This window comes from Amycolatopsis sp. NPDC057786 (genome assembly GCF_042797905.1).
Classification (GTDB): Bacteria; Actinomycetota; Actinomycetes; order Mycobacteriales; family Pseudonocardiaceae; genus Amycolatopsis.
The window spans coordinates 1-23717 of record NZ_JBHVKW010000120.1 but is presented as its reverse complement, the minus strand read 5'-3'; the positions used below and the strand labels follow the sequence as shown (position 1 = coordinate 23717).

Sequence of the window (23717 nt, the reverse complement as noted above, 5' to 3'; positions counted from 1 at the left end):
AAAGCCATTTTGGTTAATTTTGTTTTCTTTAATGTGGTTTCCGCGACACCCTCAAGCCTGCGACCACGCCCCAGGCACGCGAGAACGGAAGTGTCAGCCGGCGATATCCGCCCGTGCGATCACCTTCGTGATCCGCGCCCGCACCAAAGACTCCTCCGGGACCGCGTTCCGCTTGCCGTAGGCCTCCGCCTTGTCCTCGCCCATGTACCGCCCGCCGAGCCTGGTCGCCCACTCGAGCATCTCGTCGAGGTCGGAGTGCAACACGGCTTCGGCGGTGAACTGCACGTACGAGTACGGCGGCTTCTGGTCGTCGACGGCCAGCGAAAGCCGCGGATCGCGCCGCAGCGCCTTCCCCTTGAGGGTGTCCGTGCCGGTGGTGAAGATCAGTTCGTCACCGTCCGGCCCCTCGTTCAGCAGGAACCACACCGGCGTCACGATCGGCGCCCCGTTGGCGCGGACCAGACCGAGCATGCCCGTCCGCGTGCCCTCGCTCGCGAACTTCCACCATTCTTCCCGGCTCATTTCACGCATGAACCAGACGCTACCGCCGCCCGGAGCGCCGGGCAGCCCGGTCACCCGTGCGGGGTGCGAGGGGCGGCGACTAGCCTGGCCTGCTGTGCGAGACGACGAGCTGACCGGGATGGGGCTGGCCGACGAGGGGCTGACCCGCCGCCTCAAGGCGCTGGCCTGCACCGCGCCCTTGCACGACCTCGACGCGCGCAAGGCGAAGCTGGACTGGGCGGACGCCACGATCTACCAGATGGCCGAGATCGCCCTGCACACGATCGACCAGGTCACCGTCTCGATGGACTTCGACACCGGCGCCGACCACGAACAGGTGATCGCGCGGCTACTGCCGTTCGTGGCGCTCCAGGCGCCCGGCCGGACGCCCGACGAGCACGCCAAGGTCGCCCGGTGGGTCCTCGACAACCTGATCAACGTCGGCACCACCGATCGCGGTTTCCGCCGCGTCTACGGCTCCATCGGCCCCGGCGGCGGTTACCAGCGCCGCCAGTTCGACTTCAAGCTGCTCGTCGAGCTGGCCGCGCCCGACGGCGAGGTCTACCTGCGCGCCACCGACGAGGCGATCAACGTGCTCGTCGGCGCGCTGGACACCGACGTCGAGTCGGCCCAGATCGCGGCCGAGGTCAAACTGGAGAACCTGATCAACCGCGGCCGCCTCGCCGACGCGAAGCTCGCGGCGGAACAGGCCCGCTACCGGACGGTCCAGTACGGCGAGACGTTGCGCGCCAAGCTCGACGCCACCCGGCGTGACGTGCGCGCGGTCGACTGGGAGCGCGAGGTCCCGGACCTGCTGGATCAGGCGCTGTCCCATATCGAGTCCCGCTTCCGCGCCGAGAACGCGATCCTCAAGAACATCACCGCGTCGAGGGACGAGACCGAGGACCTCGACCGCAAACGCCGCGCGGCCGAGCTCGTCGACATCGTCAGTGACTGCATCCGCCGCCACACCCGGCTCCAGTCACGGCTGGCCGACGCGGGCGCGGTGTTCCGCGCCGAACAGGACCGTCAGCAGTTCTCCGGGCCGCCGCAGCGCGCGACGATCGACCTGTTCGGCCAGCTCCTGATGCCGACGCTGGGCCTGCCGATCGCCGAAGCCGTCGCGCCCGCCGAATCGTTCTTCCACGCCGGCGCCGGGATCTCGCCGCCGACCGTGCCGTCGTTGTCGTCGCTGGTGTCGCTGCTGCTGCGGCCCGCCCCCGAACGCGACCAGCTCGTCGGTGAGATCCCCGAACCCGAACTCATGCCCGCCGAGGTCACCGACCGGTTCGGCGACGAGCAGTGGCGTCTCGCCGACGACCTGCTCGACCTGCCGGAGGTGCCGCGGCGGCTGTCCGGGCTGGTCGAAGAAGCCCGCCGGATCGATCCCGCGCTCCCGGCCCTGGTCGCCCTGCGGGCGGTGCACGCCTACAGTCCCGAGGTCGGCGCGGCGCTCCGGCAGGGGGAGCGCCAGGTGCTGCTGGCCGTCGACGACGGCACGCTGCTCGAAGATCCCGAGTTCGGCGGAGCGGATCTGCTGCTTTCGTCGGCCACGGTCGATCGCCACGAAGAAGAGGAGGAGGTCGCGTGACGACAACCGGGGACGTCGAATCCGCGGCCAGGCTGGTTTCCTTCGGCATGCGCCCGAAGCAGTTGCCGTCGCGGGACGTCGTGTACGGCGATCTCGTCCGGCGCTACGGCGAGGACAGGGCGTTCAAACAGCTCACGCACGCGGTCGCGGCCGGGCTCGGGCTGATGGTGCTGGAGGTCAACCTCCAGGCCGGTGCCGTGCTGGCGGCGACCGACGAGTCCGTTTTCGAGATCAAGATGGACAGCTACGCGCGGCAGAGCAAGATCCGCGAACGCCGCGAGACCGAAAAGGTCCTGCACGGGCTCGTCCACCTCGCGACCGCCGCGCTCGGCTACCCGCGCCCCGACGATCTCGCCAACGACACCTACATCGGCCGCGTCAGCGTCGAGCAGGTGGACGCGATGGTGCGGGAGGCCTGCCGGATCCTCGACGAGCGCGCGGCGGAAGCCGAGGCGAACAACGACCCGCTGGCCGACGCGCCCGAACTCGAACAGGCCTGGCGCGCCTACGCCCGGCGTCCCGCGGCGGCGGCGACCAAGGACGGAAGGCTGGCGTCGGACACCACGCGCGGCATGGTCGCGCGCGCCCTGCGTTTCCTCGCCGATCAAGGGTTTCTCGTGCAGGTCAGCGGAGAACAGGGCGGGACCTACCGGACCACACCGCGTTATCAGGTGCAGGTGCGCGAACTCGCGGCCGACGCGGCCTTCGACGATCTGCTGGAACTGAACGTGGTCTCGGTCGCCAACGGCGGCGGGACGCTGCGCGCTGCCGCGTCGGACACGCTCTAGAGGGGACGAGATGTACGAGCTTTCGCGGGTTCGCCTGCACTCGGTGGGCCCGGCGGGCGCGCGATACCAGGACGTCGTGCTGGACTTCAGCGGCGTCGGCGCGGCCATCACCGCCCCCAAACAGGACGCGCTGTTCAGCGCCGGGATCCACCTCGCGGGGGAGGGGCCGCCGCGGCGCCCGTCGCCGGCGAGCGTGCTGTTCCTGGAGAACGGCGGTGGCAAATCCGTCCTGATCAAGCTGATCTTCTCGGTCATGCTGCCCGGCCGCCGCCAGGTCGTCGGCACGACGAACACCAAGGTGCTGGAGAAGTTCGTCGCCGCCAAGGACGTCTCGCATGTCGTGCTGGAGTGGCTGCAGGTCGAGACCGGTCACCGGGTGATCACCGGCAAGGTGTCGGAATGGCGCGGGCACGTGGTGTCGGCGGATTCGGAGAACCTCGTCGATTCCTGGTACTGCTTCCGGCCGACGCCCTCGCTCGATCTGGACTCGCTGCCGCTGACGTCGGACGGCAGGCTGCTGACGATGTCCGGTTTCCACGACCAGCTCGACAAGGTGCACGGCGGCGAGCCGGAACTGGAGCTGTTCTGGACCCGGCGTCATCACGAATGGACGTCCCGGCTCGACGGACTCGGCCTCGACACCGAGCTCTTCCGGTACCAGCGTGCGATGAACGCCGGTGAGGGCGAGGCAGCGGACGCCTTCGCGTTCAGCACCGACGAGGCGTTCGTCGAGTTCCTGCTGCGAGCGGTGCTTTCGGAGGAGGAGCCGAAGGATCTCGCCGAGGTCGTCGCGACGTACGCACACAACCTTGCCCAGCGCGGGGAGCTGTTGTCGGAGCGCGATTTCGTCGCAGGGGCGCTCGATCTGCTCACACCGCTGGCGGAGGAGGAAGGCGTCGCCGCCGCGTCACGGAAGCTCGCCGACGCGGCCCGCGCCGAGATGCGGACGCTGGCCGGGCAGGTCGCCGCGCGCGACAAGCTCGAGAACGAGCGGCTGAGCGGGCTCGAACAGCACGTCGACGAGGTGAAGTCCGCGGAGAAACTGGCCGAGGGCGACCACCGCCGTCTCACCGCCGGGGTCACCGAACTCCGCCGCCTGGTCGGGAAACTGCGGCTCGAGGAGGCACAGGAGAGCAAGAAGCGGATCGACGGCGAACTGGCCGAGGCCAAGACCGCCGCCGAGGCCTGGCGTGAATGCGCCACCGTGCTCAACCACCTCAACGCCTCCCGCAAGGCCCGCGATTTCCGGGAACTGGTGGGGAATCGCGAGCAGAAGGCGCAACCCGCGCTGCAGGCGCGCAACGCCGCCGCGGGCGCGCTGGCACGGGGGCTGCTGGCGCTGGCCAAGACCGCCACCGAGCAGGCGTCGAAGGCCGAGGCCCATGTCGGCGCCCTGCGCGCCGAGGCGGAGAAGGCTCAGGCGGAACGCGACGAGTCGGCGAACCTCGCGGCCTCGCGCCGGGCGGAGGCCCGAGGGCTGGGAGCGCGGATCGCCGAAATCCGTGAGGAGATCGCGGAAACCGTTCGATCCGGCGCGCTGAAGGCCGGTGTCGACGTCGCCGAAGCGGCGCGTGCGGCCAGGGCCGAGGCCGAAGAGACCGCCGCCGAACTCGTCCGGCGTGAACAGGAACTCGAACGCGTCGCGGAGGATCTGCGGTCCGCGCAGGCCACCGTCAACGACGCGCACCGGCTCGCTGGGTCCACAAAGGACAGGCTCGAACGCGCGGCCGACGAACTTGACCGGGCCAACCGGCGCACCGACGCGCTCGCTGTCGAGCCCCGGCTGAGTGAACTCCTCGGCGCGGACGACGTCAGCCTGGAGACTGATCTCCCGGTGTTGCTGGAGCGTCTTCGCGAGGCGGGTTCGGCGGCGGAAAAGGAACAGACCGCGCTGCGGATGGAGGAATCCGTCGACGAACGCGCACTGAACGCGCTCGGCTCGGGCGGCCTCCTACCCGCCACCGAAGAGGTCCAGGCCGCTTTGGACGCGCTGGAAGCCGCCGGGATGAACGCGTGGTCCGGCTGGCGTTATCTGTCTACCTTGGACAAGAAGCGACGGGCGGCGGTGCTGGCCCGCGCGCCCCAGCTGGTTTCGGGGATCCTGCTCAACGAACCGGATCAGGTCCGGCGCGCCGAAAAGGTCCTGGCGGAGCGGCGTTTGCTGCCCACCACGATCATCCCGGTCGCCACGACCGAGGCCACCACGACCGACCGCCTGCCGGACGAGGCCGGGATCGCTTTCCTCGTGCCGCCCAACCCGGCGATGTACGACGAAGAGGCCGCCGACGCCGAGCGCGAGGCCATCGCGCTCCGGCACGCGGAACGTCAGCGACGGCTGGAAGCGCTGACGACGTCGCTGGCCGACGACAGCGCCCTTTCGTGGAAGCTCAAGACCTGGCGTGAGGACTACCCGCCCGGCAGCATCGCGACACTGGCCGAGCAGCTCCAGACCGCGCGCACCGCGCACGAAACCGCGCAGACCGCGTTGGAGCAGGCGGAGAAGGAGTTCCAGCGCCTCGGCGAGAAGGCGGCCGGGCTCCGGGAACGGGTCCCCGAACTGCGCGCGGCTTCGGCAGAGGCGGGGGAGCGGGCCCGCGGACTCGAAACCCTCGCCGCGCGCGCCGCGAAGATTCCCGAGTGGACGGACGACGTCGAACGCGCGACCGAAACCGCCGAACGGGCGGAGGCGACGGCGGCCGAAGCCGCGGTGAAGGCGTCCCGGCTGCGTGAGCAGGCGAGCGAGGAGCAGCGCACCGCCGACGGGCACCGGCGCACGGCGACGACCGCGAAGGCGGAACTGGCCGAGGTGCCGGGATCGAGTGACGTCACCGAAAACGACCCCGTGCCCACCGAACCGGTGGACGCGTTGCGGCGTACTTTCGCGTCGGCTTCCGAGGCGTACGCGAAGGTGGAGGTCGGCAGCGATCTCCGTGCCGAACTCGACCAGGCCGAGAGTGTCGAGGCCTCGGCGCGGGCGGCCGTGGAGGCGCTGGACGACGCTGTCCGCGAGCGGGCATCGGCGTTGCTGGAGACGCCGGACGGCTCCGACGCTTCGGCACGGGCGGCGGCGCAGGCGCGGGCGAACCGCGCGGTCGCGGTCCTGGAGGAAGAGCGCACCGAGATCGTCGGGCTCGTCGCGACCCGCAAGGCGGAACTGAACCAGGTGCCGGAACAGCCGTCCGCGATCGCTTCCGACGCGCGGCCGAAGGACATCGAGCACGGCCTGGAGCTGATCGACGAGGCGAGTCTCGAAGTGTCAGCCGCCGCGCGGAAATGGGAGGAACTGCAGGAGCGTCGCGCCGCTGCCGAAGCGACGCTGGAGTCGGCGAAAGCCTCCGCGTCCGGCTTCGGCCTGCTGGCCGAATCCATGGCGCACCTTCTGTCCAAAGAGGACGAAGTGGCGGCCTTCGAGGGCGATGTCGAATCCGCGCGCGCCAAACACTCCCGCCTCAACACCTCGCTCACCGAGGCGCAGGACGCCGCCGACGCGGGTGACCGCCGGGTGCGGGCCGCGGCAGACCAGCTGGCGCAGTACGCCACGGACAAGCGGTTCGAGAAGCTCAGCACGCCGGTGCGGCAGCAGGTGATCTCGGTCCGCCGCGATCAGCTGCCCGCCCACGCCGCGGAATGGGCGGAGGCGCTGCGGCCCCGGCTGCGTACGCTCACCGACGATCTCGCCCAGATCGACCGGCACCGCGGCGGCATCATCACCCGCCTCCAGGGCATGGTCGACGGTGCGCTGCGCACTCTCCGTGCGGCGCAACGGGTTTCGCGGCTGCCGGACGGTCTCGGCGACTGGTCGGGCCAGGAGTTCCTGCGGATCCGCTTCACCGAACTCGAAGAGAACGTGCTCGCCGAGAAACTGGGCGAGGTCGTCGACGAGGCAGCGGTGGGGAAGACCTCCGACGGCCGGGATGTCAAGCGGGACGGGCTTTCGCTCGTGCTGCGCGGAGTGCAGGCCGCCGCTCCCAAGGGTTTCCGGGTCGACATGCTGAAGCCGGACTCCGTGCTGCGGACCGAGCGGCAGCGTGTCTCCGAGATCAGGGACGTGTTCTCCGGCGGGCAGCAGCTGACCGCGGCGATCATCCTGTACTGCACCTTGGCGGCGCTGCGGGCGAACAACCGCGGCAAGGCCCGCAACCGGCATTCCGGCGTGCTGTTCCTCGACAACCCGATCGGCCGCGCGTCGGCGGGTTACCTGCTGGAACTGCAGCGCGCGGTCGCGGAGGCGCTGGGCGTCCAGCTGATCTACACCACCGGTCTGTTCGACGCCGGCGCGCTGAGCGAGTTCCCGCTGATCGTGCGGTTGCGCAACGACGCGGACCTGCGGGCGGGGCGCAAATACCTGTCCGTCGACGCGACGATCCGGAACGCGACCGACGAACTCGGTGAGCCGGACGGCGTCGCGCGGCTCTCGGCGACTCGACTGTTCACACGACCGGCGGATGAGCCGGAGACCGAGGAGGAGACCGCCTAGGTGGCACATGGTGGCACACTGGGGCACATGAGCGCTATAGTGTGCTCATGAGCGTTCAGCACGAGATCTCTCAGCGTGATCTCCGGAACCGGTCCGGCGAGATCATGGACGCGGTCGAGCACGGTGAGTCCTTCACCGTGACCCGCAGTGGTTCGCCCATCGCCCAGCTGGTCCCGCTGTGTCGACGGCACGCCGTTTCCCGTGACCAGTTCGCCATCGGCTCGGCGAACGCTCCGCTCATCGACCCGGACAGGTTCCGCGCGGACCTCGACGAGGCCTTCGAAGGGGAGGCGGACGATCCCTATGGCCGCTGAGGTCCACGGCCTGCTCGACACCAACATCCTCATTCTCCGGCGGTCGATCGATCACGCCCAGCTACCGGATCTGATGTCGATCAGCACGATCACGCTCGCCGAGCTTTCGGCGGGTCCGCATTACGCCGCTGACCCCGCCGAACGCGCCCGGCGCACGGATCTACTGCAACGGGTGGAATCGGAATTCGATCCACTGCCGTTCGGCACCGAGGCGGCCCGCATCTTCGGCCGGGTGTCGGCGTCCGTGCTCGCGATGGGCAGGACGCCCCGGCGCCGGGTGGCCGACCTGATGATCGCCAGTGTGGCCATCGCGCACCGGATGCCGTTGTACACCACCAACCCGCAGGATTTCGAAGGCCTGAAGGATCTTCTCGACGTCGTTCCGGTCACCCGGCCGGCGTGATGCCTTCCCGAGCCGAGGCCCGGTACTGCCCAGGAGCCTGACAACGAGCGCGGCGGAAAGCCCGGCTGAACGCGTACACCGACGTGTAGCCGACCGAGCGGGCGATGGTGTCCACCGTGTCGCCGGTGTCGCGCAGCCGGACGGCGGCCAGGTCCATCCGCCACTGGGTCAGGTACTCGCCGGGCGTCCGGCCGGTGGTCTCGCGGAAGCGGCGGGTCAGCGTGCTGCGCGAGGTCGCGAGTTCCGCCGAGAGCAGGTCGGTGGTCCAGGGTTTCGCCGGGTCCTCGTGGATCTTCGCCAGCGCCACGCTGATCAGCGGGTCGCCGAGGACACCGAGCCAGGTTCCCCGCGCCTCGGCCGGTTTCTCGGTCCGCCACGCGCGCAGCAACTGGACCAGGAGGATGTCGACGAGCCGGTTGAGGACGAACTCGGTGGCGATCTGCGGGGAGGCCAGTTCCCGCGACAACAGCCGGACGGTGTCGTCCAGCCCGCCGCCGACATGGTTCGCGCGGATGTGCACCAGTTCCGGCAGGGTGGCCAGCACCTGGGTGGACACCGCCGGGTCGTAGTCGTAGGACGCGCCGAGGACGTGGGTGTCCACCTCGCCGGCACCGAGGCGCAACACGCCGCCGCAGGCCCGCGCCTTCTCCGCCGCCGTGCACAGGTTGGGAATGATCGCGACGTCCGGAGCGCTGCGCAGAGTGTGCTCCGGGCCGTTCGGCAGCAGGACGACGTCGCCGGGCATGAGCTGCCGCGGCGGATGCCCGGCGAGTTCCAGCCAGGCCGTGCCGCAGGTGATGGCGTAGAAGGCGGCGCGGGAGATGCCGTGCCAGAGGATGCCCCACGGCCCGGACGCCTCGATCCGCGCTCCGGCGGTGCCACGGACGCCGCCCACGGCGAGCGCTTCGGCCAATAGGTCCATGCCGCCGAGTATAGTGCGACAAACGGATATGTTCATGGCGTCTTCAGGCATAGATGCGGTCACTGAGTGCGTCATACGATCGAGGTCATGACTGACACGTTCGACTTCGACCAGATCAACCGCACCGTGATCGCCGAGTTCCGCGAGACCGGCGGCAAGGCGGGTGGCATGTTCGAGGGCTACCCGCTCGTCCTCGTCCACCACACCGGCGCGAAGTCCGGCACCCAGCGGATCGCGCCGCTCGTCCCGCTTCTCGAAGGCGACCGGATCTTCATCTTCGCGAGCAAGGGCGGCTCCGACGACAACCCGGCGTGGTTCCACAACCTGGTGGCCAACCCGGACACGAAGGTCGAACTCGGCACCGAGACCTTCCCGGTCCGCGCGCGGTTGCTCGAAGGCGCGGAGCGCGACGAGGTCTACGCCAGGCAGTCCGCCGTCATGCCGCAGTTCGCCGAGTACCAGAGCAAGACCAGCCGCGTCATCCCGGTCTTCGAGCTGGAGCGGGTCTAGCCCGTCGTGAGTGGTTCTATGTACATGAAGGACCCCTTCCTGTACATAGGCGCAAGGAAGGGGTCCTTCATGTACTTGGCAAGGTGTGAAGGTCGAGTTTCTGCGCTGAGCCGAGGGAAGGGGTCCTTCACGCGCGGTCGCTGTGACTGCTGGTGTCTGTGGGGCGCAGGTGGCGATTGCCGAGGCCGCCGCGGACTCGCCTACTACCCAGAGTCGCAGCTCCATCGGTTCCGAGACAGCACAGGACGCGGTTGACGAGGTTCTCGATCCTGTGGGCGGTGCTCCCAATGTGGCATCGGAGACGCTCAGTGTCCCCATGCCACATTGGGGGCACTCGACCGCCGACCACTGGTAGGTGAACAAAGCCGGATCCGCCAAGGAGGTCTTCGCGGACAGGGCACCGGGGAGCCATCTGGCCGGGTCGAGACAACCTGAGTCACGACGACGGAGGAACGGCCATACCGCGCAGGTTGAACTGGACGCCGAACCGTTCCGCCAGTCCGGGTACGGTGATTTCGGTGATCAGGTTCCCGGTGACGCGATCGAGCCGCTTGATCTTGACGGGGGTCTTGCCATCGAACCTCTCCTGGACCAGGTTTATCGACCGGTCCGTGAAGACCGCCTGGCTGGACGAATCGCTGTCCGAGGTGAACCCGGTGTCGAACCGCGGCGCGGTGACGCCGGAGGCGATCCCGGTACTCATGATCCGGCCGTCGGCGGCGAGCCATTCGAGGCGGCCTTCCCGCACGGCCTTGGCGTCGTACGTCTTCTGGGAGAACGTCTCGGGGTCGACCAGTCTCTCGGTGATGGGGCGTCCCTCGGCGTCGACGAGGGGCTGTTCGGTGTACTTACCGGTGCCGGTGTTCCACGAAACGATGGTCATCCGGGGCTTGCCATCGGCGTCGGTGTAATCGGAAAGGAACGTGATGACACCGTCGTGACAGGGCACGTGACGATTGTGGTCTCCCGCGTCGAAGACTCCTCGCCAGGCGAGGACCTTTTCCTTTCCTTCGGTCGCCGGATAAAGCTGGGAAAGCAGTTCCGGCTGCGCACTGGGATCGACCTTCGAGCGCAGGCCGGGAATCTTGGCCGAATCCGCGGAATGAGCGCCGCCGTCGGTGGCGATTCCATTGAGGACACCGCCGCACAACGCGTTCATGAAGTAGTTTCCTTCGACCCGGTAGAGCCGGGAACCGGTCGAAGTGGTGACGGCAACCTGATTGGTGTAGCCGGATTCGGAGAAACCTTCGTTGTAGACTGCGAGGAATCCCTTGTCGCCGGGCAAGGCGAAGGCCGACTGCTGGTGCCCTGCTTTTTTGTTCTCGAAGCTGACCAGGCGATCCTTGCCGAGGATGTAGTCGCGAGTTTCGTCGCTGAAGAACAGCCCGGTCTCCGACCACGCGATATGCGACTCGGTCATGCCGCCGGTCTCGATCAGCCGTGTGCCGCCGTCCGCCCGCACGAGGACCAGATAGCCGGGCCGCCGCTTTTCCGGCGGGTTGTCGACGGAGGTGTCCGGGCTGAGATAGAACGCGACGACGGTTTCGCCGAGTTGCACCACATCGGGATCGGCGATGGTCATCTCCGCTCCGTCGTCCGGCGAAGCGCAGGCCGTCACGAGCAGGAGCGCGCAGGCAGCGAGCGCGACGAGTCGGGGGAGGCGCACCGGGCCGGATCCTCTCAGGCGGTGGGCGGTGCGGCCCGCACCCGGCGGGCCGCACCTTTCACTGGATGTCGTCACTTGATGGTCGCGTAGACCACGGTGCTCTTGTGATCCTTGATGTTGTCGGGGTAGACGCCCGGCCCGCCGTTGCTGTCCAAGTCCACCTTGGCGCCGTGCTTGTAGGCCTTCCACACCAGCTCGGAGCAGTTCAGCTTGCCGTTGCTGTTGTCCTTGTTGTCGGCGAAGTTCGTGTCGTAGGACAGGCCGCGGAACTTGTTGTAGGCGTGGTCGGCCGCCTTGTTGCGGGTTGATTGCTTGACGTCGACGTACATTTTGTAGATGGGTCCGCACTTCTTCAGCGTGGACGCCGTGACGGACTTGCTCTTCTGACCCGAGCCGGGCGCTTCCACGATCGTCTTCGTCGTGTAGTAGATGCCGACGTGGTTGTGCTTGAACACGGCGGTCTTGGCGTAGGAGTGGAAGATATCTCCCTTGTTCCGCGCGTTTCCGACCGTCTTCTTCGTCTTGCAGGCGCCGTCGTCGGAGGAGGCGATGCCGATCTCGCTCGGCGCGGCCGTTTCCGTGGCCTGGGCGGGCGCGGCGAGCAGGCCGAACATCGCCGTTCCCGCCATTGCCGCGGTCGCGGCGGACGAGATGATGATTCTCCCGATCTTGGACATGGATTTTCCCCACTCTTTCAACCAGAGGACAGCGGTACCAGCCGAATCGCGCGTTCGCGCGGAATTGCGGGCCGCGGTCTGTTGACAGAGATGAAAGTAGCGGGATCGAAGAGACGCGGGAGTCCGGTGAACGCCCGACAGCCCGGTCGATCAGTTCGAGGTGACGAGGTAACCGATCACCGCGGCCTCCAGCACGATGAACAGCACCACGATCACCACCAGTCCCAGGTTGAGTTCCCGGCGTGGACGGTCGGGATCGGTCACCGTAGGTCGCTCCTTCTGTGCGCTCAGTGTTCGGCGGTGGCTGACATCGGTACTTTTCCACCAGAAGTATCGGTATCCCGTACAGACCCCGACAAGTCCCCGGTAACCTCCCGCGCATGGCGGGTTCGGAAGACTCTCGGAGGTTGATCGGATGGACCGGCGAGCGGTGTGTGCCGTGGGCCGGGGACGTCCAGATGATCTACGAGCACTACCACCGGTACGCGCTCGCAGCCCGATTCGTCGGCGGCAAGCGCGTACTCGACCTCGCCAGCGGTGAAGGTTACGGCGCGGCGCTGCTGGCCACGACCGCCGCCGAGGTCGTCGGGGTCGACATCGACGAGTCGGCCGTCGAACACGCGCGAACCACTTACGCGGAGCGGAAGAACCTCAGCTTCGCCCAGGGGTCGATCATCGACCAGGGACTGCTTTCCGACGCCGGCCGCTTCGATGTGATCACCTGCTTCGAAGCCATCGAGCACGTCGTCGAACACGACGATCTGATGAGCCTGGTTCGCGTCCGGCTCGCCCCCGGCGGGGTCTTCCTCGGCAGCACCCCGGACATCCGGGTCTACCGCCACGAACACGGCAACGACAATCCCTTCCACGTCAAGGAATTGACCGAGGAGGAGTTCCGCGCACTCCTCGGCGGCCATTTCGGGAACGTGGCCGTGCTGCGACAGAACATCGCGGTGGGTTCGCTGCTGGCCGCCGACCCCGGCGAGCCGCACGCGACGGGACCGGCGCTGAACCAGAGCCTCACTCGGAACGGCGAGGACGGCTGGACGGTCACCGACGGCAGCCCGTATACGTACCTCATCGGGATCGCCTCCGACGGCCCGCTGGACGCCGTCCCGGCCGTCGGTACCCTGCTCGACCCTCAGCTCTCGCTGCTGGGAGCCATGAGGGAACAAGGAGCATCGAAGCACGCCGGGGCGGAGGAGGAGCTGGCCCGGCTGCGGGAGGAACGCGACCGGCTCACGGCCGAGGTCGCCGAACTCCGGCGGGAGGCCGAACTGGACGCGGCGCGGCTGGCGTGGCGGACCGAGACCGCCGAGCGGTACAGCGCCGAGGTGGCCCGGCTCGCCGCGGAGAACGCGGCACTGAGCGACGGGCATTCGGCCACGGTGAACCGGCTGGTCAAGAAGTACCGGGGTGCCATCGAGAAGTACGCGCCGAGGGGCAGCACGGTCCGGAGCGCCTACGAGCGCGCGCTCGGGCGCACCGACGTGGTCCCGCAGGAGGGGCACGGCCTCGAACCGGTGGCCGTGACCACCAGTACCGAACCGCTGGTCAGCGTCGTCATTCCGGTCCACGGCAAATGGGACTACACACGGCAGTGCCTGGCGTCGATCGAGGAAGGGCGCCCGCGGGTGCCGTTCGAAGTCATCGTCGTCGACGACGACTCGCCAGACGCGTCCGCGCGGGTGCTCGCCGAATGTCCCGGTGTACGGCTGGTCCGCACCGGGACCAACGTCGGTTTCCTGAAGGCCGCCAACCTCGGCGCCGCCGAAGCCCGTGGCGAACTGCTGGTCCTGCTGAACAATGACACCGAGCCGAAGCCCGGCTGGCTCGACTCGCTCGCCGAGGCGGTCTATCGCGACGACCGGATCGGCCTGGCGGGTGCGAAACTCGTCTACCCGGACGGCACCCTGCAGGAATGCGGCGGGATCGTGTGGGCGGACGCCGGCGCGGCGAACTACGGCCACGGTGACGACCCGGACGACGCCCGCTACGCGTCGGTCCGCGACGTCGACTACTGCTCCGGCGCGGCGATCATGATCCGCCGCGAACTCTTCGAGCAGCTCGGCCGGTTCGACGAGCGTTACGCGCCCGCGTACTACGAGGACACCGATCTGGCGTTCGCGGTGCGCGCCGCCGGTTTCCGGACCGTGGTCGAACCGGCCGCGGTCGTGGTGCACCACGAGGGTGTCTCGAACGGCACGGATCCGAACTCGGGACACAAACGTTTCCAGGAGACCAACCGGCTGGTGTTCGCCGAGAAGTGGGCGGAGACGCTGACCGGGCAGATCGCCGGGCCGAGCCCGGCGGGGCTGTGGCTCGGGCGGCAGCGGATGCCGGGGAAAGCCCCTCGTGACACCGGCATCGTGCTGATCGCCGATCTACAGGTACCCGCACCGGACAAGGATTCCGGCTCGGTCCGGATGCGCAGGCTCGTGGACGAGTTGCTCGCGCTCGGGCAGCGGGTGGTGTTCTGCCCGATGGACGACGTCCAGCCGCCGGAATACACCGAAGACCTCAGGCGCGCCGGGGTCACCGTTCTGCTCGAACCGGCCGACCGCGAGAAGTTCCTCGAAGAGGCCGGCAGCGCCTTGAGTCTGGTACTGCTGTCCCGGCCGACGGTCGCTTGGCATATGGCCGAGCGAATCCAGATCTGCGCGCCACAGGCGGTTCTGGCCTACGACACCGTCGATCTGCACTTCGTCCGGCTCGGCAGGGAAGCCGATCTCGTCGAGCGGATCGGCGATCCGGCGATCGCGGTGATGCTGCGGCGGCGTGCCGAGCTGTACCGCGAACTGGAATTGGCACTGGTCCGGTCCGCCGACCGCACCCTGGTGGTGTCCGAGGCGGAACGGGACCTGCTCGCCAAGCTGGTGCCGTCGGCCAAGGTCGACGTGCTGTCCAATGTGCACCCCTTCAGCAGCGAACCCACCAGCCCCGAGGGACGGGCGGGCGCGATGTTCGTCGGCAGCTTCGAACACGGCCCGAACCGGGACGCCGCGTTCTGGCTGGCCGGTGAGATCTGGCCCGCCGTGCGGCGGAAATACCCGTCGGCCGAGCTCCAGCTCGTCGGCGCCGATCCCACCGGCGACATCCACGCGCTGGCCGGTGACGGTGTCGTCGTCCGAGGCTGGGTCGCCGACCTCGAACCGGATTACGCCGCCACGCGGATGGCCTTGGCGCCGCTGCGGTTCGGCTCGGGCGTCAAGGGAAAAGTGGGCGAGAGCCTCGCCTTCGGGGTGCCGGTGGTCGGTACCCCGCTGGCCTTCGAAGGTATGCGGCTGCGCGACGGCGAGGAGGTGCTGACCGGTGAGACGGCCGAAGAGATCGCCGGGAAGATCGTCACCCTGCTCACCGACGACGCGTTGTGGCAACGGCTTTCGGAGTCGGGCCGGGTCGCCGTCGCGGACCAGTTCGGGCCGGCGGTGGCCCGCGCGACCCTGAGCGGGCTGCTCGCCCCGGTGGTCCATGAGTAGCCCTGGCGCGAAGACGTACGCGAAACCGGACACCGGTTTCGCCTGGCTGCGGATGTTCGGGGCGATCCTGGTCGTCTTCGAGCACTGTTTCCCGATCATCGAGCCGAGCCGGATCACCAGCCTGCCGTCGAGCTGGAACATCTCGCTGGGGTACTTCGCGCTCATGGCCTTCTTCGCCATGAGCGGCTACCAGATCGCGGACAGCTGGCGGCGTGACTCCTCGTGGTGGCGTTACCTGCTCAAGCGGGTGCTGCGGATCTGGCCACCGCTGCTGTTCGTGGTCATGGTGACGGCGTTCGTGATCGGGCCACTGGTGACGGTGCTCAGCCCGCGCGAGTACTGGGGAAATCCCGACACGTGGGGCTACGTCGTGCACAATGCGATGCTGTACCCGTTGCAGCATCTGCTGCCGGGGGTGTTCACCGAGAACCCGTACCCGTATTCCGCGAACGGTTCGATCTGGACGCTCCCGATGGAGACCACCGGATATCTGATCGTGCTCGTCGTCGGGCTGGTCGGCGGCCTCGCGCGCGGGCGGATCGTCCTGTTCCCGCTGCTGCTGGCGTTCATGGTGGCGGACGGGGTCATGGGGGCCTCGGTGGGCTTCCAGGGCGACGCGGGCACGTTGTTCAGCGTGCCGCTGGGATCGATGGTGGCGTTCCTGGTGGCGTTCGTCGTGGGCATGCTGCTGCACAGCTACCGGGACCTGATCCCGTTGCGCCCGGCCGTCGCGTACGTGCTGGTGGCGCTCTACCTGGTCGCGAACTTCACCCCGCCCCTCGAACCCGCGACGCGCTTCATCCTGCCCATCGCCGCGGGCTACGGCGCGATCACCTGGGCGTACCACTGGCCTCGCCGGCTCGACGGCTACGACCAGTGGGTCTATCCCAGCTACGGGATGTACGTGTGGGGAATGCCGGTGCAGCAGCTGTACACCCTCGCCGGGGTCCGTAATTCGTACCTGCTGATCGTGCTCGCGGTGCCCACCGCGTACGCCTGCGGGGTGGTGTCCTGGCGGCTGATCGAACGGCCGACCCAGAAGCTGCGGATCTACCTCCGGGTACCGGGCGAACCCCGGCCCGGCAAGGGAAGACCCGCGCCGCATCCGGACACCGAGATCACCCAGGTGATTCCGGCCGTCGCTCCCGTGCCGTCGCCTCACCCGCAGGCGCGGCGTCCGCGGGCCGCTCGCTTCGAGCCGCGGTCCGGGGCGCCGGTGCCGCCACTGGCCCACGGCCGGGAGCACCGGAACTGACGGCGGGCGTGCAGCCGCTCGTCGCCGACTCACTGCCCGCGTCGACCCAAGTACATGATGGCCCCCTTCCTTGCGCCTATGTACACGAAGGGGGCCATCACGTACTTCACCGTGGCCCTCACACACCGATCCGGGAGTTTTGTCGGGGGCCGGTGGTAGGAACGCTCCGTGACCCCCAAGATCGACGTCCGGCAGCGCCGCGCCCGCCTCGCGACGCGCCATCGCCTCACCACGCCCGCCGAGTCGGTGCACGCCGCCGCGGACGCGGTCGTCGCGCTGCACGCCACCGACCCGGCGTCGGTGCACCTGTCGGCGTGGGCGCGCGTCAAGGGCGACGGCGTCGCCGAGCTGGAAAGCGCGCTCTACGAGGAGCGCACGCTGATCCGGATGCTCGGCATGCGCCGCACGGTCTTCGTCCTCGGCCACGAGAACGCGGCGCTCGTGCAGGCCGCCTGTTCCGCCGACATCGCCAAGAAGCAGCGCCGCCTGCTCGAACAGCACCTCGGCACGCAGGGGCATCCGGAGAACGTGCCGGAGCCGGAGCGCTGGCTCGCCGAGGTCGAGGACGCGACCGAGCGCGCGCTGAAGGCCCGCGGTTCCGCCACGGCACAGCAGCTGTCCGAGGACGAGCCGCGCCTCAAACAGCAGCTGCTGATGGCGAAGGGCAAGCCGTACGAGGCGATCGCCAACGTCACCAGCCGTGTCCTGTTCCAGCTCGCGGTCGACGGCCGCATCGTGCGCGGCCGCCCGCGCGGCAGCTGGATCAGCAGCCAGTACTACTGGGCCCCGATGGCGGGCTGGCTGCCACAGGGCCTCGCCGAATGGGACGCAGACGCCGCCAGGGCCGAGCTCGCCCGGCGGTGGCTCTACGCCTACGGCCCCGCCCCGATCGCGGACCTCCGGTGGTGGACGGGCTGGACGGCGGGCCAGACGAAGAAGGCGCTCGCGGCGATCCAGCCGGCCGAGGTGGACCTCGACGGCGTTCCCGGCGTGGTCCTCGCCGACGATCTGGAGCCCGTCGAGGAGCCCGAACCGTGGGTCGCACTGCTCCCGTCCCTCGATCCGACGTCGATGGGCTGGATCGAACGCGACTGGTATCTCGGCCCGCACAAGGCGCCGCTGTTCGACGGCACCGGCAACATCGGGCCCACCGTCTGGGCCGACGGCCGCATCGTCGGCGGCTGGGCGCAGCGCCAGGACGGCGAGGTCGTCCACCACTTCCTGGAGGACGTCGGCGCGGAGGTCGAACGGGCCGTCGAAGCGGAGGCGAACCACCTGGCCGAGTGGTTCGGAGAGGTGCGAGTCACGCCACGGATGCGGACACCGTTGGAGCGACGGCTAGCACAGGGAAGCTGAGAGTTTCGACAAGACGGCCTGGTAGCGATGGTCTTAATCGATTCTTGACCTGACCCACCGAGTGGTGGAAGTCTCGTCAGGGCAAAGAGGGTCGCCCGAGCACGCACGCTAGGGTTGCGCCCGAGTAAAGGACGTCTTACCGGGGCGATCCCGGACGAGTCTCAAGGGAGTGGCAGCAGTGACGGTTCGCGTAGGTGTCAACGGCTTCGGCCGCATCGGCCGCAACTTCTTCCGGGCCGTGCAGGCCGCCGGTCACGACATCGAGGTGGTCGCGTTCAACGACCTCGGCGACGTCGCCACCATGGCCCACCTGCTCAAGTACGACTCCATCCTCGGCCGTTTCCCTGGCGAGGTCAGTGTCAGCGACGAAGGCATCGTCGTCGACGGCAAGACGATCAAGGCCCTCGCCGAGCGCGACCCGGCCAACCTGCCGTGGGGCGACCTCGGCGTGGACGTCGTCGTCGAGTCGACCGGTTTCTTCACCAACGGCGACGCCGCCAAGGCGCATATCGCCGGTGGCGCCAAGAAGGTCATCATCTCCGCGCCCGCCAAGGGCGAGGACCTGACCGTGGTGCTCGGCGTCAACGACGACAAGTACGACGGTTCGCAGACGATCATCTCGAACGCGTCCTGCACCACCAACTGCCTCGGCCCGCTGGCCAAGGTCCTCAACGACGCCTTCGGCATCGAGCAGGGCCTGATGACCACGATCCACGCGTACACGCAGGACCAGAACCTGCAGGACGCGCCGCACAAGGATCTGCGCCGTGCCCGCGCCGCCGCGCTGAGCATGGTCCCGACCTCGACCGGTGCCGCCAAGGCCATCGGCCTCGTCCTGCCGGAGCTCAACGGCAAGCTCGACGGTTACGCGGTCCGCGTCCCGGTCCCGACCGGTTCGGCCACCGACCTCACCGTCACGCTGACCAAGAGCGCGACCCTCGAGGAGATCAACGCCGCGTACAAGGCCGCCGCCGAGAGCCCCCTGGCCGGCATCCTGCGCTACAGCGACGACCCGATCGTTTCGGCCGACATCGTCACCGACCCGGCGTCCTGCATCTACGACGCGCCGCTGACCAAGGTCATCGGCAACCAGGTCAAGGTCGTCGGCTGGTACGACAACGAGTGGGGCTACTCCAACCGCCTCGCCGACCTCGTCAAGCTCGTCGGCACCAAGCTCTCCTGAGCCATGGCGCTGAAGAACCTCGAAGACCTGCTGGGCGAGGACGTCTCGGGCCGGTTCGTACTCGTGCGATCCGACCTGAACGTCCCGCTCGACGGGGAGACCATCACCGACGACGGCCGCGTTCGCGCGGCCCTGCCGACCCTCAAGCGCCTCGCCGAGGCGGGCGCGAAGGTGGTCGTCACGGCGCATCTCGGCCGTCCCAAGGGCGAGCCGGACCCGAAGTTCTCGCTCGCGCCCGTCGCCGCGAAGCTCACCGAGCTCCTCGGCGTCGACGTCCCGCTGGCCGGTGACCTGGTCGGCGAGTCCGCCAAGGCCACCGTCGCGGGCCTGACCGACGGCCAGGTGGCCCTGCTGGAGAACGTGCGTTTCGACGCGCGCGAGACCAGCAAGGTCGAGGCCGAGCGTCAGGAACTGGCCGCCGAGCTGGCCGCGCTCGTCCCGGGCGGCGCGTTCGTCTCCGACGGTTTCGGTGTCGTGCACCGCAAGCAGGCCTCGGTCTACGAGATCGCGCGGGCGCTTCCGGCGTACGCGGGCGGGCTCGTGCTGGCGGAGGTCGACGTCCTCAAGAAGCTCACCGAGGACTTGGCTCGGCCGTACGTCGTCGTCCTCGGCGGCGCGAAGGTGTCGGACAAGCTGGGTGTCATCGCGAACCTGCTGACCAAGGTGGACAGGCTGCTCATCGGCGGCGGCATGGCGTACACCTTCCTCAAGGCCCAGGGCCACGAGGTCGGGAACTCGCTGCTGCAGGAGGACCAGCTGGAGCAGGTCCGCGGTTTCCTCGCCGAGGCGGAGAAGCGCGGCGTCGAGCTGATCCTGCCGGTGGACGTCCTGGCCGCGACGGGCTTCGCCGCCGACGCGGAGTTCGACGTCGTCGACGCGAAGGACATCCCGGCCGAGCGCATGGGGCTCGACATCGGCCCGAAGTCGCGGGAACTGTTCGCGGGCAAGCTGGCCGACGCGGCGACCGTGTTCTGGAACGGCCCGATGGGCGTGTTCGAGTTCGAGTCCTTCGCCGGCGGCACCCGTGCCGTGGCCGAGGCGCTGGTCAAGAGCGACGCCTTCACCGTGGTCGGCGGGGGAGACTCCGCCGCTGCCGTGCGTCAGCTCGGCCTTCCCGAGGACGGCTTCTCGCACATCTCGACCGGCGGCGGCGCGTCGCTGGAGTACCTGGAGGGCAAGGAACTGCCCGGAGTCGCTGTGCTGGGAGAGAACGACTAGTGGCGCGCAAACCGCTCATCGCCGGCAACTGGAAGATGAACCAGAACCACCTCGAAGCCATCGCGCTGGTTCAGAAGATCGCCTTCGCCCTGCCGGAGAAGTACTACGCGAAGGTCGACGTCGCGGTCCTGCCGCCGTTCACCGACATCCGCAGCGTCCAGACGCTGACCGACGGCGACAAGCTGTCGCTCACCTACGGCGCCCAGGACCTGTCGCCGCACGACTCCGGTGCCTACACCGGTGACGTGTCGGGTCCGATGCTGGCGAAGCTGGGATGCAGCTTCGTCACCGTCGGGCACTCGGAGCGGCGTGAGTACCACGGCGAGACCGACGAACTGGTGAACAAGAAGGTCAAGGCCGCGCTCAAGCACGGCATCAAGCCGATCCTGTGCGTGGGGGAGAAGCTCGAGGTCCGCGAGGCGGGCGAGCACATCGCCCACACCACGGCCCAGCTGGTCGAAGGCCTCAAGGGGCTCAAGGCCGAGCAGGTCAAGGACGTCGTCGTCGCCTACGAGCCCGTGTGGGCCATCGGGACCGGCAAGGTCGCGACCCCGCAGGACGCCGAGGAGGTGTGCGGAGCCATCCGCGCCACCCTCGCCGAGAAGTACGGCGTTGAAACCGCATCGCTTGTACGTGTGCTCTACGGGGGCTCGGCCAAGGCCAACAACATCAGTGACCTCGTCGCCTGCGAGAACATCGATGGTGCGCTCGTCGGTGGTGCCAGCCTGGATGGTGACGAGTTCACCAAACTCTGCGCACTCGCCGCGGGCGGGCCCCTGCCCTGATCGGGGCACCTACCGGGTAACCTGGGTATCCGGTCCGTCACACAGCAGTGGACGAGTCCAGGAGTACGGTGTGTCCTGGTGGCCATGAGCCGCCTGTGCACACCGTTTTCCTGCATTCTCCAAGAGCGCAGAGGATGACATGAAGCTGTTCCTGCAAATCCTGTTGATCGCCTCCAGCGTGCTGCTGGTGGTCGCCGTGTTGCTGCACCGCGGCCGTGGTGGCGGTCTGTCTTCGCTGTTCGGTGGCGGTATGCAGTCGAGCCTCTCCGGCTCGAGCGTGGCCGAGAAGAACCTCGACCGGATCACGCTGCTGCTGGGCGCGGTGTGGCTGATCAGCATCATCGGCCTCGGGCTCCTGCTCAAGGTCTGATCGATCCAGGTGTTTCGGCGTGCCTATGGGGGGCGCGCCGCCGATCCCTATAGGTGTGAGGATTCATGGTTGGCGGTAACGCGATTCGGGGCACCCGTGTGGGTGCCGGTCCTTCGGGCGAATCGGAACGGGGTGAGTCGGCGCCGCGGCGCCGCATTTCCTACTGGTGCGCCAACGGGCACGAGGCACAGCCCTCGTTCTCGATGGACGCGGAGATTCCCGACGAGTGGGACTGCCCGCGCTGCGGGCTCCCCGGTGGGCAGGACGAGAAGAACCCTCCTGCCGCGCCGCGGACCGAGCCTTACAAGACTCACCTCGCGTACGTGAAGGAACGGCGTTCCGACGCCGACGGCGAGGCCATCCTCGCCGAGGCGCTGGAGCGGTTGCGCCAGCGCCGGGAGATCTAGCCTCCGTTCACCGGTCGAGCGGGTACCGGGCACGCACCCGGAACCCGCCGTCCTCGGTGTCGGCGGTCTCGAAGCTCCCACCCAGCAGTCGAGCGCGTTCGGCCAGCCCGGTCAGCCCGTGCCCTCCCGAGGGCAGGGACGCACCGGGGGTCCGGGCGCGCTCGTTGCGTATTTCGACCTTGAGCGAACCGTGCTCGCCCTGGATCCGGATGGTCGCGGTGGCGCCGGGCGCGTGCTTGTGCACGTTGGTCAGGCATTCCTGCACGGTCCGGTAGGCCGCCGCCGAAACCTGGCTGGGCAGGAGTTCGGGGATCCGCTCGACGGTCAGATGCACCGGGACGTCCGAGCCGCGGATCAGCCGGTCGAGTTCGTTGATACCCGGCCGGGGCCCGTCGTCATCGGAGCCCGAGCGCAGCACGCTCACGAGTGAGCGCAGCTCTTCGAGCGTTTTGGTGCTCAACTTCCGGATGACCTGCGCGGTTTCGAGCGAGCGGGCGTCGGTGGTCTGCGCCTGCAGCGCGCCGGCCTGCATCGCGATCAGTGTGATCTGGTGCGAGACGACGTCGTGCATCTCCCGCGCGAGGCGGGCACGCTCTTCCGCGCGCACGGCGTCGGCGTGGAACCGGCGCTCTCGGTCGCGGCTGGCGGCGAGTTCGGACAGCTTCTGCGAGATCTCGGTCCGCGCTCCGATGAGCAGGCCGATGGCCACCGGCATCCCGGCGACGATGACGCCGTAGATGCCGTCCAGAACGTGCTCGCGCCAGCTGAGCTCGACGAAGTCGGCCAGCGGCCACTGGACGAACCGGCAGGTGAAGACGAGCGCGAACCCGGTCCAGGTCTGCCAGTGCATCTGTTTGCGGGTGGCGAGGAAGCCGAGCGCGATCATCGCGGCCAGCTGCGACCAGCCTGCCAGGAACCCGGGGACGGTGACGATCACCGCGAGGAACGGCAGCTTGCGCCGGAAGGCGAGGCCGAGGCACGCGGCGCCGGACAGGTAGATCGAGTACGGCTGAGCCTTTTCGGGGATCACCAGCCACACATCGAGCGCGGCAAGGAAGATCGCGAGTGTGTCGATGCCCAGCGCGACCAGCGCCGGGCGTTTGATCTTGGCGAACGACATGACCCCGGCGGCACGGCGCATCCGGTCGGCGGCGTCCGCTCCGGAGCCGCCCACCGAGATACCTGGCATCGAGAGACCCTCTGTGCTCATCGCTGGCGACCTCACTCGTCTTGTGGACTTGGATGGTGAGACGTGTTCTTCGCCCGATCGGGACGCGCAGGAACGAACAAATGTGCGGATGCTAACGGGTGGATGTACAAGGGGGGTAAGTTTCCCCCAGTCGGGCTAGCGACTGTCCGGTCACTGTCCGCTCTGCGGACAAGTGCATGAACGTTCGGTCGGTCAAGGCGCGGACCGGACCACCCGGGCTCGGTGGTCCGTTGATCGTTCCGACGCGTGAACGGACCGTCTCTGATGCCAAAGCCGGCAAGAGTTGATCTTTGTCACTTTCCGCCCCCAGACGGTTACGGAAGGCGTGATGTCGGGAACGCCTTCTTCACTACCTTCAGGGTAGGGAAGGAGATCGTCCCGGACTTCCGCCATGGGGGTGTCACTACCGCGCCCGCCGGGTCGTGATCAGAGTCGTGACTCGCGTGTCCAGAGCCGTATTGAAGACGTAACTCGTCCCATCACGCGAGTTACGTGTCCAAGCACGCGAGTTACGGCTCTGATCACGCGAGTTACGCCTTGGGGACCTCGCCGGAAACCGCCTTGGAGCGTGTGAAGGCCCCCTTCCCCTCGGCTCAGCCGAGGGG

The 23717-nt window shown here is 68.5% G+C and carries 19 protein-coding genes; 14 read left to right on the top strand and 5 right to left on the bottom strand.

The annotated features are described in order from the left end of the window. Nucleotides 1-93: 93 nt before the first annotated feature. On the bottom strand, nt 94-531 hold the full coding sequence (locus ACFVM3_RS37010) for a PPOX class F420-dependent oxidoreductase (RefSeq protein WP_378444521.1): 438 nt from the start codon (nt 529-531) through the stop codon (nt 94-96). Nucleotides 532-640: 109 nt separating this feature from the next. Between ACFVM3_RS37010 and ACFVM3_RS37005 the strand changes: the two genes are divergently transcribed. The 5 genes from ACFVM3_RS37005 to ACFVM3_RS36985 are packed head-to-tail and all read left to right on the top strand — an operon-like array spanning nt 641 to nt 8074. Next, the gene (locus tag ACFVM3_RS37005) at nt 641-2092 is read left to right on the top strand and encodes a hypothetical protein (RefSeq protein ID WP_378444523.1); all 1452 of its coding nucleotides are present in this window, start codon (nt 641-643) and stop codon (nt 2090-2092) included. A gap of 47 nt (nt 2093-2139) precedes the next feature. Next, nucleotides 2140-2880: a hypothetical protein gene (locus ACFVM3_RS37000; RefSeq protein ID WP_046199931.1), complete on the top strand. Its 741-nt coding sequence runs from the start codon at nt 2140-2142 to the stop codon at nt 2878-2880. A gap of 10 nt (nt 2881-2890) precedes the next feature. After that, nucleotides 2891-7357, top strand: coding sequence for a hypothetical protein (locus tag ACFVM3_RS36995; RefSeq protein WP_378444520.1), 4467 nt, complete (start codon nt 2891-2893; stop codon nt 7355-7357). Nucleotides 7358-7404: 47 nt separating this feature from the next. Beyond that, entirely contained in the window at nt 7405-7671 is a 267-nt protein-coding gene (locus ACFVM3_RS36990; RefSeq protein ID WP_378444519.1) for a type II toxin-antitoxin system Phd/YefM family antitoxin, read from the top strand. Beyond that, complete coding sequence (locus ACFVM3_RS36985) at nt 7661-8074, top strand: type II toxin-antitoxin system VapC family toxin (RefSeq protein ID WP_378444518.1); 414 nt, start codon at nt 7661-7663, stop codon at nt 8072-8074. Before ACFVM3_RS36990 ends, ACFVM3_RS36985 begins: the two co-directional genes overlap by 11 nt. Here ACFVM3_RS36985 and ACFVM3_RS36980 read toward each other — a convergent pair. Further along, nucleotides 8058-8996, bottom strand: coding sequence for an AraC family transcriptional regulator (locus ACFVM3_RS36980; protein ID WP_378444517.1), 939 nt, complete (start codon nt 8994-8996; stop codon nt 8058-8060). The two genes, ACFVM3_RS36985 and ACFVM3_RS36980, sit on opposite strands and share 17 nt — an antisense overlap. 87 nt (nt 8997-9083) lie before the next feature. Between ACFVM3_RS36980 and ACFVM3_RS36975 the strand changes: the two genes are divergently transcribed. After that, nucleotides 9084-9506 carry a nitroreductase family deazaflavin-dependent oxidoreductase gene (locus tag ACFVM3_RS36975; RefSeq protein ID WP_378444516.1) on the top strand — a complete coding sequence of 141 codons (423 nt, stop codon included), beginning with the start codon at nt 9084-9086 and terminating at the stop codon, nt 9504-9506. 436 nt (nt 9507-9942) lie between these two features. Here the strand turns inward: ACFVM3_RS36975 and ACFVM3_RS36970 are convergent, their stop codons facing one another. Together ACFVM3_RS36970 and ACFVM3_RS36965 are read right to left on the bottom strand one after the other, a co-directional pair. Further along, complete coding sequence (locus tag ACFVM3_RS36970) at nt 9943-11172, bottom strand: hypothetical protein (RefSeq protein ID WP_378444515.1); 1230 nt, start codon at nt 11170-11172, stop codon at nt 9943-9945. 71 nt (nt 11173-11243) lie between these two features. Next, nucleotides 11244-11849, bottom strand: a complete 606-nt coding sequence (locus tag ACFVM3_RS36965; protein WP_378444514.1) for a YiiX/YebB-like N1pC/P60 family cysteine hydrolase — start codon at nt 11847-11849, stop codon at nt 11244-11246. Between the two features lie 380 nt (nt 11850-12229). On the opposite strand from ACFVM3_RS36965, the gene ACFVM3_RS36960 reads away from it, so the two are divergent. The 8 genes from ACFVM3_RS36960 to ACFVM3_RS36925 all read left to right on the top strand — a co-directional run bounded on the left by ACFVM3_RS36960 (nt 12230) and on the right by ACFVM3_RS36925 (nt 21902). Then, a complete protein-coding gene (locus ACFVM3_RS36960) occupies nt 12230-15328 on the top strand; it encodes a glycosyltransferase (RefSeq protein WP_378444513.1) in 3099 nt (1032 codons plus the stop codon). After that, a complete protein-coding gene (locus ACFVM3_RS36955) occupies nt 15321-16583 on the top strand; it encodes an acyltransferase family protein (protein ID WP_378444512.1) in 1263 nt (420 codons plus the stop codon). Before ACFVM3_RS36960 ends, ACFVM3_RS36955 begins: the two co-directional genes overlap by 8 nt. Before the next feature lie 168 nt (nt 16584-16751). After that, nucleotides 16752-17939: a winged helix DNA-binding domain-containing protein gene (locus ACFVM3_RS36950; RefSeq protein WP_378444511.1), complete on the top strand. Its 1188-nt coding sequence runs from the start codon at nt 16752-16754 to the stop codon at nt 17937-17939. 178 nt (nt 17940-18117) lie between these two features. Beyond that, nucleotides 18118-19122 (top strand): type I glyceraldehyde-3-phosphate dehydrogenase, encoded by a 1005-nt coding sequence (gap, locus tag ACFVM3_RS36945; RefSeq protein ID WP_378444510.1) that lies wholly within the window; start codon nt 18118-18120, stop codon nt 19120-19122. A 9-nt stretch (nt 19123-19131) separates the two neighbouring features. Beyond that, on the top strand, nt 19132-20340 hold the full coding sequence (locus tag ACFVM3_RS36940; protein ID WP_378444522.1) for a phosphoglycerate kinase: 1209 nt from the start codon (nt 19132-19134) through the stop codon (nt 20338-20340). After that, on the top strand, nt 20340-21125 hold the full coding sequence (gene tpiA / locus ACFVM3_RS36935; RefSeq protein WP_378444509.1) for a triose-phosphate isomerase: 786 nt from the start codon (nt 20340-20342) through the stop codon (nt 21123-21125). Before ACFVM3_RS36940 ends, tpiA begins: the two co-directional genes overlap by 1 nt. Before the next feature lie 139 nt (nt 21126-21264). Next, complete coding sequence (gene secG / locus ACFVM3_RS36930) at nt 21265-21495, top strand: preprotein translocase subunit SecG (RefSeq protein ID WP_016333144.1); 231 nt, start codon at nt 21265-21267, stop codon at nt 21493-21495. 65 nt (nt 21496-21560) lie between these two features. Beyond that, nucleotides 21561-21902 carry an RNA polymerase-binding protein RbpA gene (locus tag ACFVM3_RS36925; RefSeq protein ID WP_034311760.1) on the top strand — a complete coding sequence of 114 codons (342 nt, stop codon included), beginning with the start codon at nt 21561-21563 and terminating at the stop codon, nt 21900-21902. A 7-nt stretch (nt 21903-21909) separates the two neighbouring features. Here the strand turns inward: ACFVM3_RS36925 and ACFVM3_RS36920 are convergent, their stop codons facing one another. Further along, nucleotides 21910-23112, bottom strand: coding sequence for a sensor histidine kinase (locus tag ACFVM3_RS36920; protein ID WP_378444508.1), 1203 nt, complete (start codon nt 23110-23112; stop codon nt 21910-21912). Between the last annotated feature and the right edge of the window lie 605 nt (nt 23113-23717).